The organism is Mycobacterium pseudoshottsii JCM 15466, from assembly GCF_003584745.1.
Lineage (GTDB): Bacteria > Actinomycetota > Actinomycetes > Mycobacteriales > Mycobacteriaceae > Mycobacterium > Mycobacterium marinum.
The window spans coordinates 209,159-226,703 of record NZ_AP018410.1 but is presented as its reverse complement, the minus strand read 5'-3'; the positions used below and the strand labels follow the sequence as shown (position 1 = coordinate 226,703).

The 17,545-nt window shown below is 66.0% G+C and carries 14 protein-coding genes and 3 pseudogenes; 8 read left to right on the top strand and 9 right to left on the bottom strand.

Features of this window, described 5'->3' with window-relative positions; genetic code table 11:
- Positions 1 to 14: 14 nt before the first annotated feature.
- On the bottom strand, positions 15 to 3,155 hold the full coding sequence (locus tag MPSD_RS01050) for an ATP-binding protein (RefSeq protein WP_086085083.1): 3,141 nt from the start codon (positions 3,153 to 3,155) through the stop codon (positions 15 to 17).
- A 246-nt stretch (positions 3,156 to 3,401) separates the two neighbouring features.
- Here MPSD_RS01050 and MPSD_RS01045 point away from each other — a divergent pair, with 246 nt between their 5' ends.
- From MPSD_RS01045 to MPSD_RS01025, 4 genes and pseudogenes are all read left to right on the top strand, one after another.
- Positions 3,402 to 3,713, top strand: a complete 312-nt coding sequence (locus tag MPSD_RS01045) for a PE family protein (protein ID WP_036427034.1) — start codon at positions 3,402 to 3,404, stop codon at positions 3,711 to 3,713.
- Positions 3,713 to 4,066 (top strand): annotated as a pseudogene (locus MPSD_RS01040) (PPE family protein); the annotation flags it as partial. The gene MPSD_RS01045 and the pseudogene MPSD_RS01040, both read left to right, overlap by 1 nt.
- Before the next feature lie 128 nt (positions 4,067 to 4,194).
- Complete coding sequence (locus MPSD_RS01030) at positions 4,195 to 5,397, top strand: ISAs1-like element IS2404/ISMul1 family transposase (RefSeq protein WP_420811995.1); 1,203 nt, start codon at positions 4,195 to 4,197, stop codon at positions 5,395 to 5,397.
- A gap of 24 nt (positions 5,398 to 5,421) precedes the next feature.
- Positions 5,422 to 6,375: pseudogene (locus MPSD_RS01025) on the top strand (PPE domain-containing protein); the annotation flags it as partial.
- Between the two features lie 2 nt (positions 6,376 to 6,377).
- Here the strand turns inward: MPSD_RS01025 and MPSD_RS01020 are convergent.
- Positions 6,378 to 6,788 carry a hypothetical protein gene (locus MPSD_RS01020; protein ID WP_020785312.1) on the bottom strand — a complete coding sequence of 137 codons (411 nt, stop codon included), beginning with the start codon at positions 6,786 to 6,788 and terminating at the stop codon, positions 6,378 to 6,380.
- A 38-nt stretch (positions 6,789 to 6,826) separates the two neighbouring features.
- Positions 6,827 to 7,867 carry a non-homologous end-joining DNA ligase gene (ligD, locus tag MPSD_RS01015; protein ID WP_020785313.1) on the bottom strand — a complete coding sequence of 347 codons (1,041 nt, stop codon included), beginning with the start codon at positions 7,865 to 7,867 and terminating at the stop codon, positions 6,827 to 6,829.
- Positions 7,868 to 7,904: 37 nt separating this feature from the next.
- On the opposite strand from ligD, the gene MPSD_RS01010 reads away from it, so the two are divergent.
- Both MPSD_RS01010 and MPSD_RS01005 read left to right on the top strand, forming a co-directional pair.
- Entirely contained in the window at positions 7,905 to 8,981 is a 1,077-nt protein-coding gene (locus MPSD_RS01010; protein ID WP_086085687.1) for an ATP-dependent DNA ligase, read from the top strand.
- 98 nt (positions 8,982 to 9,079) lie between these two features.
- Entirely contained in the window at positions 9,080 to 9,664 is a 585-nt protein-coding gene (locus tag MPSD_RS01005) for a hypothetical protein (RefSeq protein ID WP_086085688.1), read from the top strand.
- A 20-nt stretch (positions 9,665 to 9,684) separates the two neighbouring features.
- On the opposite strand, the gene MPSD_RS01000 is transcribed toward MPSD_RS01005, so the two are convergent.
- Positions 9,685 to 10,941, bottom strand: coding sequence for a cytochrome P450 (locus MPSD_RS01000; protein WP_020785316.1), 1,257 nt, complete (start codon positions 10,939 to 10,941; stop codon positions 9,685 to 9,687).
- Between the two features lie 79 nt (positions 10,942 to 11,020).
- Between MPSD_RS01000 and MPSD_RS00995 the strand changes: the two genes are divergently transcribed.
- Positions 11,021 to 12,115, top strand: coding sequence for a DUF2330 domain-containing protein (locus MPSD_RS00995; RefSeq protein WP_179953025.1), 1,095 nt, complete (start codon positions 11,021 to 11,023; stop codon positions 12,113 to 12,115).
- A 19-nt stretch (positions 12,116 to 12,134) separates the two neighbouring features.
- Here the strand turns inward: MPSD_RS00995 and MPSD_RS00990 are convergent, their stop codons facing one another.
- The 3 genes from MPSD_RS00990 to MPSD_RS00980 form a co-directional block, all read right to left on the bottom strand.
- Positions 12,135 to 12,617: an NUDIX hydrolase gene (locus tag MPSD_RS00990; RefSeq protein ID WP_020785318.1), complete on the bottom strand. Its 483-nt coding sequence runs from the start codon at positions 12,615 to 12,617 to the stop codon at positions 12,135 to 12,137.
- Between the two features lie 7 nt (positions 12,618 to 12,624).
- The gene (locus MPSD_RS00985; RefSeq protein WP_086085689.1) at positions 12,625 to 13,989 is read right to left on the bottom strand and encodes a WS/DGAT/MGAT family O-acyltransferase; all 1,365 of its coding nucleotides are present in this window, start codon (positions 13,987 to 13,989) and stop codon (positions 12,625 to 12,627) included.
- 69 nt (positions 13,990 to 14,058) lie between these two features.
- On the bottom strand, positions 14,059 to 15,138 hold the full coding sequence (locus MPSD_RS00980) for an SDR family oxidoreductase (protein ID WP_020785320.1): 1,080 nt from the start codon (positions 15,136 to 15,138) through the stop codon (positions 14,059 to 14,061).
- A 185-nt stretch (positions 15,139 to 15,323) separates the two neighbouring features.
- Here MPSD_RS00980 and MPSD_RS00975 point away from each other — a divergent pair, with 185 nt between their 5' ends.
- Positions 15,324 to 16,130 carry a lysophospholipid acyltransferase family protein gene (locus MPSD_RS00975; protein WP_020785321.1) on the top strand — a complete coding sequence of 269 codons (807 nt, stop codon included), beginning with the start codon at positions 15,324 to 15,326 and terminating at the stop codon, positions 16,128 to 16,130.
- A 124-nt stretch (positions 16,131 to 16,254) separates the two neighbouring features.
- Here MPSD_RS00975 and MPSD_RS00970 read toward each other — a convergent pair.
- A pseudogene (locus tag MPSD_RS00970) lies at positions 16,255 to 16,762 on the bottom strand (acyl-CoA dehydrogenase family protein); the annotation flags it as partial.
- A gap of 17 nt (positions 16,763 to 16,779) precedes the next feature.
- Positions 16,780 to 17,544: an SDR family NAD(P)-dependent oxidoreductase gene (locus MPSD_RS00965; protein ID WP_015357573.1), complete on the bottom strand. Its 765-nt coding sequence runs from the start codon at positions 17,542 to 17,544 to the stop codon at positions 16,780 to 16,782.
- Position 17,545 lies beyond the last annotated feature (1 nt).

The following is a 17,545-nucleotide window of genomic DNA, read 5'->3' as shown; positions in this document are numbered from 1 at the left end:
GCGGCGCACACCGGTCACGGCATCGACTCGGCCTGCGCAAGATGTCCGGCGAAACCCATCGCGCTCGCCGTGTCGCGGTAGCGATCCCGCAACCGCGCATACGTCGTGTCGTCGCCGTGCGCCCGCGCCAGCAGCGCGCGCAGCCGCAACAGCAGGATCTCGCGCACAGCCAGCCCGTCGTCGGCGGGTGCGGCCGCCAACCGTTCGATGGCCGCCGCGGCCTCGACCAGATCGCCCTCAGTCCCCCGGTCCAGCAGGGTCTGCACCAACACCCCGGTCGCCGGAGTGCTCCACCCCAACAGCCGTCCCTCCCGAAACAGGTGCTCGACGGAGGCGCGCATGTGCGCGATGGCGCCGTCGAGGTCCCCGCCCCGAGCCCACTCGCGGGCCAGGTAGACCTCGACGAAGGGCAAGTCGGCCAGGAAGTACACCCGACGCTGGAACATGTCACTGACATCGGCGAGCACCGCCTGCCCGCGGTCGCGCATCGGGTCTTCCCGGCGGTGGACCAGCGCGACATCGTCACCGGAACGCTCGGCGATTTGCAGAGCGTCCTCGATCTCGCCGAGCGCGCAATCGTCGGACGCCAAGACACCGGTCGAGATGCCCGCGCTGTAGACGTAGGCGACGACGGTGGCATAGGCCATGGGATCGGCGCTGCGGGCCATCGCCAGACCATGCTGGAGATCTTCTGCCCACCCCGGACGCCCCAGGCAATAGCGCGCGTTGGCGCGGGTGGCGAAGGCCACCGCCAGGGGGCAGCCGATGATCAGAGCGCCCATCGTCGGGTCGCCGTCGGCCAGGGCGATCACCCGCTGTGACCAGCGCAGCGCATCCGACCACTCGGCGCACTCACTCTTGGCATAGATCAGCGCGATGGACAACGCGACCGTCAGGGCCGGATCGCCAACCGACTCGATGAGCGTCATGGCCTCGGTCGCCAACTGCGATGCTTCGCGCATTCGTGCATGCTGCAGATGGTCAATCACCAACCCCGCCATCCCGATCGACAGGGACGCCTTGTCCCCCGCGGCGGCACACAGTTCGCGCAATTCCTCGAAACGCGCGCCGGCGACGTCGATGTGGATTCGAAACGCGATGCCGCACAACATGGTGCGCGGGGCAATCCGCATGGCCGCCCGGTTGGGATCATCGACGGGCAATGCGTCGGCGATCTTGCGGGCTCGCTCCCAGCTGAGGTGGGCGGCCGCGATGTCGCGATTGGTCGCCCACGCGGCGGCGCGCACCTGCCAGCCGTAAGCGGCGTGCGATTCACCGGCGGCCTCGAGGTGTTCGGCGATCAGCGCGGCGTACTGGTCCGCCGATTCCGGAACCCGGGCTTCGATCACCGCGGCGAGCCGCCGGTGCATCTGGGCGCGAGCTGATTTCAATTGCGACTCGTAGGCCACGGTGTGAATCAGCGGATGCCGGAACACGTATTCGGCCGGCTCCGTGAACCGCACCTGGTCAACGAGTTCCGCGCTGATCAGCTCCTCGATCGGCGGTTCGATGCCCAGGCCGATCAGCAGCTCGGTGCTGAAGCGAGATCCGATGACGGCCGCGGCGCTGAGGGTCTGCTTGGCGGCCGGGCTGAGCCGGTCGATGCGCGCGCCGATGGTTGCCTGCAGCGTGGCCGGCACGATCGCGTCGTCGGCCTCGGCGGTGCACGCGTAGCTGCCACGCTCCCCCACCAGCACCCGGCGTTCGGCGAGCTCGCGGATGATCTCCTCGGCGAAAAAGGGGTTGCCGGCGGCACGCGTGGCGATGATCTCGGCGATCTGGGCGACGGAGGGATCGGGGCCCAACAGTTCGGCGATCAGCGCCGAGGTTTCGGCATCGCTGAGCGGGCCCAGGGCAATGCTCTGGGCGCCGCGCACGCCCCGCAATGCTCCGCGATAGTCGGGCCGGTAGGTCACCAGCACCATCGAGTGGGTCTGTGGGATCACCGACAGAAACTCGGCGACCATCGATTCGCTGGCCTCGTCCATCCAGTCCGCATCCTCGATGACGTACACCGCGGGTTGGGCGCGAGCCAGCTGGACCGCGTTGATCAGCGCGGCCAGCCGCCGGCGGCGGGCCTCCGGGGCGATCTTGGGCAGCTCCACCCGGGGGTCGGCGATACCGAGCAGGTCATAGAGCAACAACAGGTCCTGCGGATCACCGTCTGGGACGATCGCCCGTACCCGCACCCGCGCGGTGGCATCGTCGAGCCGGCTCACCTGGGCGGCGGCGCGCAGCAGACGGATAACCGCCCGAAATGGGATATCGGTCGCGTGCGATTCGCAGAAGGGCGAAAACACCGTAACACCAAGATTTTTCGCGACCCGAGCGGCTTCCCTGGCCAGCCGGGTCTTGCCGATGCCCGCCCGTCCGACCAGCGTCACCACCGACCCGCGCCCGGCAATGGAACGGTCCAGCATCGTGGTCAGGGTGTCCAACTCCCACTCGCGTCCCACCAACGTCGCCGGGGCGGGACCGCTTTGCCAGTACTGATCAACCACGCCGAGCAGTTGCCACGCCGGCACCGCAGCCTCGACACCCTTGATGTGCACCAGCTGCGGCTCGCCCAGCACGGCGGCGCCCTCGACCAGTCGGGCGGTGGACTCACCGAGCATCACCGTCTCCAGCGCGGCCACCGCCTCCATCCGCTGCGCCAGCCCGACTTGCTCACCAACCGCGGTGTAACCCAGCGCGCCCGTTCCGATTTCGCCGGCCACGACCTGCCCGGAATTGAGGCCCACCCGAAGCTGCAGCACGACACCGTCGCGCCGATCGACCTCGCCGGCAAGGCGCTTGGCCTCATCCTGAACGCCCAGTGCGGCCAAACACGCCCGCAGCGCGTGGTCCTCCAGAGCGGCCGGGGCACCGAATACCGCCATGATCCCGTCACCGGTGAACTTGTCGACCGTGCCGCCATATCGCTGCACCACCACCGCCGCGCGGTTGACCAGCTCGGTCATGATCTCGCGCAACCGCTCGGCACCGAGCGCCGCGGCGATGTCCATCGAATGCACCACATCGGCAAACAGCACCGTCACCTGCTTGTACTCGGCGTGGGTATCGGCGGCGGCGACGGGCGCGCCACATCCGTGGCAGAACCGGGCGTTTTCGAGGGGTTGGGTACCACACGAGCGGCACGCCAGTACGGGCGTCATCGACGCCTCCGTCGGTCCTGACCCAGAGTTTTCGCCTTCCCAGGATAGGTGGCCGGGGGTTGCCGGGACCCGGTTATTTTTCAGTTGACACGGAGGCGGCGTTTGTCAAGTGGAACCGCTCCGGTGGCGAGGTCGAGACTTGCCAGGGTCGCGGCCGGCTCCGCATTGTGTTGCCAATAGAAATCGTTGCTATATGCATGCATCGCGGGCTTCCGGGCTCCGATGCGCCGAATAGGAGCCGAAGTGGTGATGTTGCGAGTTATTCCCGAGGGTTTGGCGGGGGCCAGTGCGGCGGTAGCGGCCCTGACGGCTCGATTGGCCGCCGCGCATGCCGTTGCGGCGCCCGCCATTACGGCGGTGATCCCGCCAGCGGCCGATCCGGTGTCGGTGCGCAACGCGGCGGGGTTTAGCGCCGTCGGCGTTGAGCATTCCGCCATGGCCACCGAAGCCATCGAGGAATTGGGCCGCTCCGGGGTCGGCGTGGGTGAGGCCGGTATCAGCTACACCGTTGGAGACGAAGCCGCGGCAGCCGGCTACGGCGCTTTTGGCGGCCTGTGATGACCATGCCGATATGGATCGCCCTGCCGCCGGAGGTGCACTCCGCGCTGCTGTACGCCAGTCCTGGTCCCGGCCCCATCGTGGCCTCGGCGCAATCGTGGCAAGCGCTGGGCGCTAGCTACGCCGAGGAGGCCGCCGAACTCGAAGCGCTGCTGGCCACCGTGCAAGCCGGGCCCTGGCAGGGGCCCAGTGCCGCCAGTTTCGTTGGCGCCTACGGCCCGTATCTGGCGTGGCTGACTGCGGCCAGCGCCGACTGTATAGCGCGGGCCGCAACACACGAGGCCACCGCGGCCGGCTACGTCAGCGCGCTGGCGGCGATGCCGACGTTGGTGGAGCTGCAGGGCTCCGGCGTTGTTGATTAGCAGGCTTGTGAGCTGGGTTGATGATCTTTGGTGCCGCGCTATTGGGGCCGGAGTATAGGCACGGGCTATCTGGAGAACGATCGAGTTGGTTACTGTTCGTCGTTGGTCTGGAGTTGCCCGTGCCTACCGTTTCAGTATTGCCTGTGTCGTCGGTTCCAGAGGTGTTCGACCGCTGGAGTCCTGGTGAGCGCAGCGAGCTCATCGGATCGGAGTTTCTCGATGTGTTGGCCTCGGTGCCAGACCCGAGGGGCCCACGCGGTCGGAGGTATTCGCTGATGGCTTTGTTGGCGATCGCGGTTCTGGCCACTGCCGCGGGGATGCGCGGCTATGCTGGTTTTGCCACATGGGCGGCCACCGCTCCCGATGATGTGTTGGCCCAATTAGGGGTCCGGTTCCGGCGGCCCAGTGAGAAGACCTTCCGCGCTGTTTTGTCTCGGCTAGACCCCGCCGACCTCAACGCCAGGATGGGCAGTTACTTCACTGCACACGTGGCCAGCAGCGACCCCAGTGGATTGGTGCCGATCGCGTTGGACGGCAAGATGCTGCGTGGTGCTTTACGCGCCAAAGCGACAGCCACGCATCTCGTGTCGGTGTTCGCCCACCGTGCCCGATTGGTGCTCGGTCAACTCGCTGTCGCCGAGAAAAGCAATGAAATTCCCTGCGTACGTGCCCTGCTCACGCTGCTGCCGGGTAGCTTGCGGTGGCTGGTCACCGTGGATGCGATGCATACCCAGGTCGTCACCGCGAAGTTGATCTGCGCCACCTTGAAGTCGCACTACCTGATGATCGTCAAGTCCAACCAAGCCAAAATATTTGCGCGTATCACCGCGCTGCCCTGGGCCGAGGTGCCCGCAGCCGCTACCGACGACTCCCGCGGCCACGGCCGTGTCGAGACCCGCACCCCGCAAATCATCACCGCTGCACGAGGAATCGGCTTCCCCTACGCAAAACAAATCATCCGGATCACTCGTGAACGCTTGATCACCGCCACCGACCAGCGCAGCGTGGAGGTGGTCTATGCCATCTGCAGCCTGCCGTTCGAGCACGCCCGCCCTACCGCGATCATGACCTGGATGCGTCAACACTGGGGAATCGAGAACAGCCTGCACTGGATACGCGACGTCACCTTCGACGAAGACCGTCAAAGGGCACATACCGGAAACGGCGCACAGGTCCTAGCAACGCTACGCAACACCGCGATCAATCTGCACCGCCTCAACGGCGCCGACAACATCGCCGAAGCCTGCCGGATCACCGCTTTGACCGCCAACCGCCGCCTAGACCTCCTCAATCCACAATTCCCCAGCTCACAAGCCTGCTAATCAACAACGCCGGAGCCCTGGGTGGAGCTGGAAGCCAACCACGTCATCCACGGCGTGTTGCTGGCGACGAATTTCTTTGGTATCAAAACGATCCCAATCGCGCTCAACGAATCCGACTATGCGCGAATGTGGATTCAAGCCGCGACCACGATGAGCGTCTATGACGCCGCCAGCGCCGCTGCGGTTGCCGCAACACCACACACCAACCACACCCCGCCCATCCTCAAACCCGGAGCCAGCTCACTCACCAGCCTGCCTCCGCCGCCCAGCCCGCCCTGGTGGAGCATCATGTGGCAGCTGCTGCGAACCCTGGCCGACATCGTGTCCCAGACGGTGAGCCAGTTGGCCAGCGAGGTGGCCAGTTTCGCCTGGCAGTTCGTCTTCTACCTCGGCCAGATAGTGGTGGCGTACGGGGTCATGCTGCTGGGCTACGCACTTCAAATGATGAAGATCCTGAACCTGCTGATCGCCGACCTGATCGTATTGGCACTGGATCAAGTTCAACTCGTCCTCATGTACCTCTACATCACGTTGCGCGGCGCCATTGCGATGGTCACGCTGGTCGCGGATTTTCTCAACAAGGTGCTCACGACGCTGTCGCTGGGAGTCGAGCACGCGATCGCAGCAATAGCGCAGGCGATCCGCGAACTGCTCGGTGGCGCGGCCATGGCGTTTCAGGCGGGCGGAGTTTCGCCGCTTTTGCCCCAAGCGAGCGCCCTGGGCAATGCCCCCACCGGCGCCATCGGTCGGGCACATTCCGGCGTGGCAGCGGCCGCATTACCCAACGCACATTTGGTTTCCGCGGTGCAGCTGTCTTCCAGCGGGTCGATGACGGCGGCTGGATTCGCCGGCACCGCGCCACAGCAATCGATTGCGCAGCCGGTTGGATTGTCCACGCTAAGCGCCGGCTCATTTGGCGCCGACGCGCCCTTGCCGTTGCTGCCCAGCACGTGGGCTGCGGGCTCGATACCGGTCTGAACTCAGGTCGGCGGGCGCTCGATTCTCCAGGGGCCGCCGTCCCCGTCGCGCTGCAGCTTGACTTCATCGGTACCGCCGTCGCGCTTGCCGTCGACCTCGATCTCGACGGCGACGCGAATGGTCGCCTTGCTTTGTCCGCGCAACCGGACGGCCAGCACCTCCAAGCGGTGAAATGTCCAGCCGCGCAAGGTTTCGAGCTTGTCGATGATGATGTTGTCATCGGGCCAGAGCAGTTGTCCGGTCAGTTCGTCGCCGCGCATCAACGCCGCGTAGAACCCGACGACTGCCGCCGCCGGATCGGCGTTGCCTACCGCGAGGTCGGCCGCCTGGGCGGGCGTGAGCACGATGGGCTCAACGTAGTCCGCCCAACCGTCGTCGTCACGTTCCTTGGTCGCCGGAATGATCAGCGCCATACGCCGATGGTATCCGGCGCAGCCCGGCGCATAAGGGCTTAGTCGTGGGCGTTTTTGGGTTTCAGGTCGGTGTCGCGGCTGGGCTGCACCCGCTTGGGTTCGCCCGGCATCTTCGGGTAGTTCGGGGGGTAGGGCATGTCACCAAGCCCGCGCTCGGCGTCGGCTTCGGCCATATCCAGCAGCCCGCTGATCGACTGGGCCACGTCGTCCATGCCGGCCCAGGGGTCCGCGCGGCGGGCAATCAGGTCCGCAACCGTGGCCATGGTGTAGTCGTCCGGGTCGGCGCCGGCCAGCTCGTCCCAGGTCAGCGGCGTCGACACGGTGGCGATCGGGGTGGCCCGCACCGAGTACGCCGACGCCATGGTGCGGTCGCGGGCGTTCTGGTTGAAGTCGATGAAGATCCGCTGGCCACGTTCTTCTTTCCACCACGACGTGGTGACCGCCTCGGGGGCGCGGCGCTCGACTTCGCGGGCCAGGGCGATGCCGGCCCGGCGCACCTCGATGAAGTCCCAGTCGCTCGCGATGCGCAAGAACACGTGGATCCCGCGGCCGCCGGAGGTCTTCGGATAGCCGACCAATCCCAGGTCATCGAGCACCGGCTTGAGCACGTCGACGGCGACCGAACGTGCCTGCGCGAAACCGGTACCGGGCTGCGGATCCAGATCGATGCGCAGCTCGTCGGGGTGCTCGGTGTCGGGGCAGCGCACCTGCCACGGGTGCAGCGTGACGGTTCCCATCTGCGCCGCCCAGACGATCGCGGCCGGATGGGTCACCTGCAGCGCGTCGGCGGTGCGTCCCGACGGAAAGGTCACCTGACACGTCCGCAGATAGTCGGGGTGGTGCTTGGGCACCCGTTTCTGATAGATCTCCTCACCGTCGATGCCGTCCGGAAATCGCTGCAAGTGGGTGGGACGATCCCGCAACGCGGTCAGCATCGGACCGCCCCCGACCGCCAGGTAATAGTCGATCAACCGGCCCTTGGTGCCCTGCTTCCCCAGCTTCGGGAAGTACACCTTGTCCCGGTTGGTCACGCGTACCGCGATGCCGTTGACGTCAAGTTCTTCTGCTGCAGCAGGCATACCTGGATTCCAGCATGCCGCACGCCACAATGAACTAATGGACCTACCAGTCATGCCGCCGATTTCGCCGATGCTGGCCAAGGCGGTCAAGACGATCCCGGCCGATGCGTCCTATGAACCCAAATGGGATGGATTCCGCTCCATCTGTTTTCGCGACAACGATGAGGTAGAGCTCGGCAGCCGCAACGAACGTCCGCTGACCCGCTACTTCCCGGAGCTGGTCGCGGCGGTCCGGGCGGAGCTGCCGCGGCGCTGCGTCCTTGACGGCGAGATCGTGATCGCCACCGGCCACGGCCTGGATTTCGAGGCGCTGCAACAGCGCATCCACCCCGCCGATTCCTGGGTGCGGATGCTCGCCGAACACACCCCGGCATCCTTCATCGCCTTCGACCTGCTGGCCCTCGGCGACGACGACTACACGACGCGTCCATTTGTGGAACGGCGCGCGGCGCTGGTCGAGGCGGTCGGCTCCGGCCCATCGATCCATGTCACCCCGGCCACCACCGATCAGGCGACGGCACGGCGGTGGTTCGAAGAGTTCGAGGGCGCCGGCCTCGACGGAGTGATCGCCAAACCGCTGGCGGTCACCTATCAGCCGGACAAGCGCGTGATGTTCAAGATCAAGCACGAACGCGCCGCCGACTGCGTGCTGGCCGGATATCGCCTCCACAAATCCGGCGGTGACGTCATCGGTTCGCTATTGCTGGGCCTCTACCAAGACGACGGGCAATTGGCGTCGGTCGGCGTGATCGGGGCATTCCCGATGGCCGAACGCCGGCGGCTCTTCACCGAGCTGCAGGAGCTGGTGACCAGCTTCGACGACCATCCGTGGAACTGGGCCGCCCACCAGTCCGGCGAACGCACGCCACGCAAAAACGAGTTCTCCCGCTGGAACGCCGGCAAAGACCTCTCGTTTGTGCCGCTGCGCCCCGAACGCGTGGTCGAGGTGCGCTACGACCACATGGAGGGCCCACGGTTCCGTCACACCGCCCAGTTCAACCGGTGGCGTCCCGACCGCGATCCACGTTCCTGCACCTACGCCCAGCTCGAGCAACCGCTGACGTTCAGTCTCGACGACATCGTTGCTGGTCTCGGACCCCGCTGCGGGCACTAGGCCCGACGGGCATTCGAGGAACGCAGCGACCGCCGGTGCGGCGCGCCTGAAAACCCGAAGGTCCGGATTGGCGCGTCAAACGCCTTTAAGATGTCGTGATGCTGCACGTATCCACATTGTTCGTTGCAGGTAGCGCCAATCTGGACGAACACGGTGCGATCAATGCTACACGCATTCCGATGACCTGGTTTGAGGTCGATCAAGTCCCGCTTTGGGCAAAGGTTCCGATCGTTCTGGTGGTGCACGCGCCCGCCGGCGGGGACTACGACCCGGAATTACACGTGGTGTGCAAGGACCCCTCCGGAGCGCCGCGCGGCACCCTGCGGGCGAGTTGGCACTGGCCCAACGAAGTGGACAAAGCCTCCAAATATCGGTGCTTCACCCAGGAGCTCTCGTTCCCGATCGAGTCCGCGGGTGAGTACACCATCGGCGCCTACTACGACCAGCAGGGCAAGTTCGAGCTGTCCACACCGATACCGATCACCATCCTGTTGACCCAACCGCCGCCGGTCGAGGGTGAAGGCATGCCGGTTGCCGGTGAGGGCGTGCCGGTCGCCGGTGAGGACGTGCCGGTTGCCGGTGAGGGCGTACCGTTCGCCGGCGAGGGCGCGCCGGTCGCTGGTGAAGGCGTACCGGTCGAGTACGAAGACGTGCCGCCCCAGGGCGAAGGCCAGGGCGGCTAGCCCAATTCACGGCCCGCCGATTAGGAAAGCGCCACCGTCATCGACTCGAGCCCACGCAAGGTGACGTTCGTCTTGTATTGCGGCTCGCCGTCCAGCCGTGCCTGTGGGAAGCGCGCCGCGATTGCCGACAGCGCCACCGCGGCTTCCAGCCTCGCTAGCGGAGCACCAAGGCAGTAGTGCGCACCGCGACCAAATCCTAAGTGCCGCAAAGGACCCCGATCCGGGTCGAATTCTTCGGGCCGGTCGTACTCGGCGGGATCGCGATGCGCGGCCGCCACCAGCATCATCATCACATCCCCCTTGGTCACTTCGACGTCCCCAATTACCATGTCCGCCCCGGCAATTCGGCCGATCAATTGCACCGGCGGGTCATAGCGCATGGTTTCCTCCACCACCGCGGCGGCCCGGTCGGGATCGGCGCCCAGCTGTGCCCACTGCCGACGGTCGCGCAGCATGGCCAGGATCGCGTTGCCGATCAGGTTCACCGTGGTCTCGTGTCCGGCAACCAGCAACAGCACGCAGGTGGAGACGATCTCGTCCTCGGTGAGCTGATCACCGGACTCTTCGACGGCGACCAACCCCGACATCAAGTCTTCGCCGGGTTGCGACCGGCGCAGCGCGATCAGATCACGCAGGTATCCGCGCAGCCACTGCCCCGCTTCCAGCGAGTCATTGAGGTTTTCCGCGTTCTGGCCGGTGAAGGCGAAGAACGGGTCCAGCGCCTGCGCCAGCAGCGCCGAGGCCTGGCTGAACTGCGGCTCATCCTCCAGCGGCACCCCGAGCAGCCGGCAAATCACCGCCACCGGCAGCGGGTAGGCGAAGTCTGAAACCACGTCGAATCGGCCCTGCTCGGCGATCCGGTCCAGCAATCCATCCACCAGGGAGCTGATCTCAGGTCGCAACGCGTTGACCACTTTGGGGGCGAACGCCTTGCTGACCAGTTTGCGCAGCCGGGTGTGATCGGGGGGATCGAGAAACAAGAAGCCGGGCGGGAAGTCGCGGCCCAGGGCCGGTTCCTCCTCCACCCGCCGCTGGGCCACCGTCGACTTGGTCTGGTCGCTGCAGGAGGACGGGTGTCGCAGCACCTCGTCACAGTCCCCAAAGCTGGAGAACAAGACGAAGTTGGCCTCGGGCAGATGCAGTGGCCCATGTTCACGCAGCCGAGCGCACAGCGGATACGGGTCGGCCCGGATCGCCGGGTCCAGCAATTGGAACAGAAATGCCTGTGGTTCGACTTGCTCGGTGAACTCGATGGGCTCGATGGGCCGTGTGGTCATGCTGACATTGTGCCTGCGCATGAAAAACGTGTGGTCAAAGTGGGTAGCGGCCGTCACCGGGCCGCGTAGCATCTGCGAGATGACGGTGCTTCGCGTGTGCCGGTCGGGGCTTGTTGCCGTTTTCCTGGTTTGTGTAACCGCTGCGGTAGCACTGGCCGCCACGGTGCTGGCCGCGCCGGGCTACGCATGCGCGTGCGGTGCCGCGATCGCCCCGGGCGACGCCCAGGCCACCATGAATCATGAGGTGGCGCTGGTGCATTGGGATGGGACGACCGAAACCATCGTGATCCAATTGGCGGTGGACGCCACGACTGACAACCTCGCCCTGGTCGTGCCCACCCCCATGCCGGCCACCGTCGCCCCGGGCGACAAGGCCGCCTTTCTCGAACTCGACGCGTTGACCACGCCAGAGATCCGCCACCAGCGCCGCTGGAATCTGGATCTGGGCTTCAGGGCGGGCGGACCGGATGAGGGGGTGCGCGCCGCCCATCCCCCCGAAGTGATCAATCAAGTGCACCTCGGCCCCCTAGAAGCCACCACCCTGGCCGGCGGTGACCTGCCCGGCCTGCAAGCCTGGCTGGCCGACAACGGCTACGCGCTTCGTCCGGCGGTGGCGGCCGCACTGGATCCCTACGTGCGAGAAGGCTGGGCTTTCGTCGCGATGCGCCTGACGAGCACGGGTCCGATCGTTGGTGGGCTCAATCCGGTACGCATGACCTTTCGTTCATCGCAGTTGGTCTATCCGATGCGGCTGTCGGCCGCCGCATTGGACCCACAGCATGTCGTCGTCTTCACGCTGACCGATCACCGGCAGGTGCGCGCCGACGCCGACACCGCCATCCAGGCCACCGAGGTCCAATTCGCCGGCAACATCGCCAACCACGTGCACGACCCGCTGCTGCGCGAACTGGTCGGCAACCACGAATCATACCTGACCAAGACCCAGGTGGACGTGTACGAGACGTCCCGAATCTCCTCGGACTTCACCTTTGCCGATGCGCCCAACGACGACGCCTACCGACCGGTGATCGTCGTCTACGACAACGTCGCCATCCCCCTGGTGGTGATCCTGTTCGCGGGGTTCGTGGTGGCGGTGATGGCGGCGGCGGTGGTCCTACTCGTGGTCCTTCGGCGCCGGCGAACCCGCCTGGGGGCCGGCGGGGTGCCGGGCTGAGCCAGCCACGCCGCGCTCACTACCCCTCGCCCAGCCCCGCAACCGACGGGTCGGCCATCAGCCGGTCCAGGAAATCGCGCTGTCCCTTGAGTAATTTGCCCCGCGCGGTCGCGACCGGAAACCAGCCGACCCGGTCGACCTCGGGGAATTCGCGCACCCTGCCCGACCCCTTCGGCCACTCCAGCTCGAAGGTGTTGCTGTGCACCTCGGTGACGTCGAGGTCACCGCGCACCGCGAACGCGGTCACCACTTTGCCGCCGGCTTGCTTGACTGAACCCAGGTCGATTCGCGCTCCGTCCGGCACCGGCAAACCGATCTCCTCGGCGAACTCGCGCCGGGCCGCCACCCAGGGATCTTCGTCTTGGGTGTACTCGCCCTTGGGAATGGACCAGGCGCCGTCGTCTTTGCGCGCCCAGAACGGACCTCCGGGATGGACGATGAGCAGCTCGAGGACGCCAGCCGCGGCGCGATACACCAGCACACCCGCGCTGAGCTTGGGCATCGACTCGCTAGACCCCGACGGCCTGCTCGAGATCCTTCAGCGACGTTTCCAGGTGCCCCAGCAGCCGCTGCAGGCTCGGCACACTGCGGCGGCAACCGACCAGTCCGAAGTCCAGCCGGTCGGCGTTGTTGACCAAGGTGATGTTCAGCGCCTGGCCATCAGGGATGTTGGACAGCGGGTAGCTGCCGTCCAGCCGGGCGCCCCCGTAATACAGCTGCTGCGCCCCGCCGGGCACGTTGGAAATGACGATGTTGAATGGTGGCGGCACCGTCGAAAGGAATCTCGGTACGCCGGCCAGGGTCAGCGGTGCCATGTTCAGCCCCGACAACGCCAGCACCTGCAGGCGCGGCAGATCGGCGAGCACCTTCTTGTTCGCCCGCATGGAGGCGCTGATGATTTCGATTCGCTGCGCCGGATCCTCGACATTGGTGCCGAGGTTGCACAAGACGCTGCCCACCATGTTGCCGCCGCTGTCGGCCTGTTCCTTGGAGCGCAGGCTCACCGGGACCATGGCGATCAGCGGTGCATCCGGCAGCGCGTCCTGTTCGATCAGGTAGTACCGCAGCGCACCGGCACACATCGCCAAGACCGCATCGTTGACGGTGACGCCGGCGGCCTCCTTGACGGCCCTGATGCGCTCCAGCGACCAGGATTGCGCCGCGCACCGGCGCGCTCCCCCGACCTTGACGTTGAACATGGCGTGTGGCGCCGCGAACGGCAGGGTCAGCTGCTGTTCGAACAACGCCGCGCGCGCCAGTTTCAGCGTCGAAGGCGCCAGTCCGGCGACCGATCCCGCCATCTTGACCAGCGAACCCACCAGCGATGAGCCGCCGCCGTTGGGCTCGGGTCGCGGCGGCCGGGGCAGATTCCACATCGCCCGCACCTCGGTGTCGGACGAGTCGGCTGACATGGTGCGCTGCATCAGCTTCGCCGCCGAGACGCCGTCGATCAGCGCGTGGTGCATCTTGGCGTACATGGCGAAGCGGCCGTCGCTCAATCCCTCGACCACGTGCAGTTCCCACAGCGGGCGATGGCGGTCGAGCAGACTGGTGTGCAGCCTGGAGGTCAGCTCGAGCAGGTCGCGGACCCGGCCCGGAGAGGGCAGAGCCGACCGCCGAACGTGGTAGTCGACATCCAGGTCGTCGTCGTAGGCCCACGCCACCCGCGCGATACCGCCGCCGATCGTCGCGGGGTGCTTGCGGAATGTGGGCTGGAATTCGTCGTTGGCCACCAGCGCCTCGTAGAAATTACGGACGAAATCCGGGCCGGCGCCCTCCGGGGGCTCAAACAACGACAGGCCACCCACGTGCATGGGATGCTCCCGTGATTCAACGAACAGGAACATCGAGCCGGTGGGCATCATCAATTCCATCCACTTATTAGATACCCGCCTGGTGCGGCATTGTGAGCCCGCATCCGGGCGGGCCCGCATCCGGCCGATTCAGAACATCGCCGCGGAGCCAACCTCCGGGTGGTTGCGCATGAACTCCACGAGCCGATCGACGTAAGCGGTGAACGGCGGTGGCCCGACCACCGGGCCGCCGGCAAGGTCGGCACGGCAGTGGTCGGTCAGATAGAAGGTGGGATGGGAGAAGTAGTCGACGGCTTCGGGAGGGATCCGCATCAGGCGGTACAACCCCGGGACTCGCGCCAGCGAGGCTTTGGCCAGCTTGCGCGGCAGCGGCACCTTGGTGACGTCCCGGCCGGTGGCCCGGGCCAGGACGTCGGTCATCTCGTCCACCGTCAGTGGCCGCGGATCGGCCAGGTGATAGGTGCGGCCCTGCGATTGCGACAGTCCGCTGAGGTAACCCACCGCGTCGATGACGAAGTCGCACGGGACCACATTGACTCGCGTCATGGTGGGGTCACCGGCGACCGGCAGGATCGCCCGGTGCGGCTGGCGCAACAGCCATTGCATGACAAAGTATGGCCCGTCGAACTTTTGGGTCTCGCCGGTAGCGCTGTCACCGACGACGATCGACGGGCGATAGATCGTGGCCGGCATGCCCGCAGCCATCCGGGACCGCACGTCGGCCTCGGCCAGATGCTTGGTTTCCTCGTAGTAGTTGTTGAACGGGGCGCCGACTTCCAGGTCATCCTCACCGAACGGACCGGCGTAACGGCCGCTGACGTAACAGGTGCTGAAGTAGTGCAGACGGGTCAAGTTGGGGCACTGTGCCAGCGCGTCAAGGACGTTGCGGGTGCCGTCGACGTTGATTCGAACCGCTACGTCGCGTGCCACCGCCAGGTCATAAGCGGCCGCCAGGTGCCACGCCTCGGTGACATCGCTGAGATCGGCTTGCGCCAGGCCCAGTCCGGGCCGGGTGATATCTCCCTGAACCAGTCGGATACGGCCCTCGAGCTCCGGTTCGGCGGCGCTCAACTCGGCCACCCGCACACCGGCTTGGGTGGCGAATTTGGGCTGGACTAAACAAATTGCCGAACTGTCGGTGCGCCTGAGGATGCCGGGCAATAAGGCACTGCCGAGAAAGCCGGGGAAACCGGTCATCAATACGCTCATCGCCGCACTCCTGGCCACCTATTAACGCGACCCCCCGGGGCACCACCGCTGAACCGACGTTATCGATTGACGGGCCTTTTTGGATGGGCCTTTCGACCCGCAATCGAACGCCATTAGTCCTCGGTTACGGCACGCTTTTGCCAGGCATAATCAAATTGCCGACACCCTCGCCGTGACGGGAGCTCATGAACCGCAACGAAATCGACGGCCCCGAGATCGCCAAGTGGGATCGCGGCTTCACCTCGACGGTGATCGGGGCGGTCACTCCCGTCATCAAGCGGTGGTTTCGGTCGGAGGTGCGCGGTTTGGAGTCGTTCCCGCCGACCGGCGGCGTGCTGGTGGTGTCCAACCATTCCGGTGGGGTGTTAACGCCCGATTGGAACGTGCTGGCCCCCGCCCTGTACGGCAAGTTAGGCTACCAGCGCCCGCTGTACACGCTGGCCCACTATGGCGTGTTCATCACCCCGTTTCGCGCCTCGCTGGGCCGCCTCGGCGTCATTCATGCCAGTCCGGACAACGCCACGGCGGCGTTGCGTTCGGGTGGGGTGGTGCTGGTCTTTCCCGGCGGGGATTACGACGCGTTCCGGCCGACACTGGCGCAGAACGTCATCGATTTCGGTGGCCGTACGGGCTACGTCCGGGCCGCAATGCGGGCCGGCGTGCCGATTGTGCCGGCGGTGTCGATCGGCGGCCAGGAAACTCAACTGTTTGTCAGTCGCGGCAACTGGCTGGCAACGCGGTTGGGGCTCAAACGAATCCGGATAGAGATTCTTCCCATCACCATCGGCTTACCGTTCGGCCTGACGATGTTCTTTCCCGCCAATTTTCCGCTGCCGGCCAAAATCGTCTATCAGGTACTGGAGCCGATCGACATTGCCGCCCAGTTCGGCACCGACCCCGACGTCGCGCAGGTCGACGCCCACGTGCGCTCGGTGATGCAGTCGGCCCTCGATCGGCTGGGCGAGCAGCGCCGATTTCCCGTGCCGGGCTGATCACCCTGCCACTTGACGCGTGGCAACGATCCGGCGTGCCGCCCGGCTGAGTTGCCGACCGCAGTAGCCCCGGCAACTCAGCGGACGCTGTTGATCATTGGGCCAGCCGAATTGCTGGGCCGCCCCCGCTGATCACCCAATCGTCACCGTCGCGGACGGCGCGGGTGGTGAAGACGCGCGGATCGGCACCGCCCTGCGGCTCGGTCATGGAGAAGCAGGAGAAGATCTCGCCGGACCGCAAGCCCTGCAGGTAGCGGTCCTTTTGATCCGGGGTGCCAAACCGCGCAATGATCTCCGCGTTGCCGGTGTCGGGTGCCTGGGTGCCTGGGTGCCTGGGTGCCGAACACGATCGGAGCCCAGGGGCTGCGTCCCAGGATCTCGTTGATCAGGGTCAGTTTCACCGCGCCAAAGCCCTGCCCGCCGAGTTCCGGACCCAAATGTGGGGCCCACAAGCCTTCGTCGCGAACTCGTTGTTTGAGGGGATCCACGATGCGGCGGCGTTCATCGTTGAGCGGCAGGAACTCGCAGCCGGGGAACACCACCTCGAGCGGTTCCACCTCCTCGCGCACGAACCCGCGGATCCAGTCGAGCTCCTTCTCGAACTCCGGTTCGGTGGAGAAGTCCCAAGGCATTCGCGTGCTCCTGTCTTTCAGGGAATGCCGCCGTCGGCGCGCAAGATCGATCCGGTGGTGAAGCTGGATGCGTCAGAAGCCAGAAACAATGCCGCTCCGACGATTTCGGGTGGGTTTCCGGCGCGCCGCAGGGCTAGGTGGCCGAATGGATTCTGCGTGGCCGCATCGAGGTTCCAGGCCTTGCTGACATCGGTCAGAAACGGCCCGGCCATCAATGTGTTGACGCGCACCGTCGGTCCGAATGCCCGCGCCAGCCCCTCGGTCATCGCGTTGAGCCCGGCCTTTGCCGCGGCATAGGGAATGATGTCGGCGCTCGGGCGCAGCGAACCGGCCGAACTCACGTTGATGATGGAGCCTCCATCGGCAGCCACCATCCGCTCACCGACCAACGCCGAGAGCCGGAACGGGCCCTTGAGGTTGAGGTTGAGCACCGCATCGAACAGCTTCTCGGTGACGTCGCTCAGCTTGTCGTAGAGCGGCGACATGCCCGCGTTGTTGATCAGTGTGTCGATCTTGCCGAAGCGTTCGTAGGACGCCGCGACCAGCCCGTCGAGCTGATCCCAGCGCCCCACATGCACTTGATAGGCCAGGGCGGAGCGCCCGGTCTCGGACTCGATCTCGGTGGCGGTGGCCACGCAGTTATCCAGGTTGCGGCTGGCGATCACCACGTCGGCGCCGCAGCGTGCCGCCGCAAAGGCCATCTGCCGGCCCAGGCCGCGGCTGCCCCCGGTGATCAGGACAACGTGGTCGGTGAGGTCGAAAAGCTGGTCGGCATAACCCATT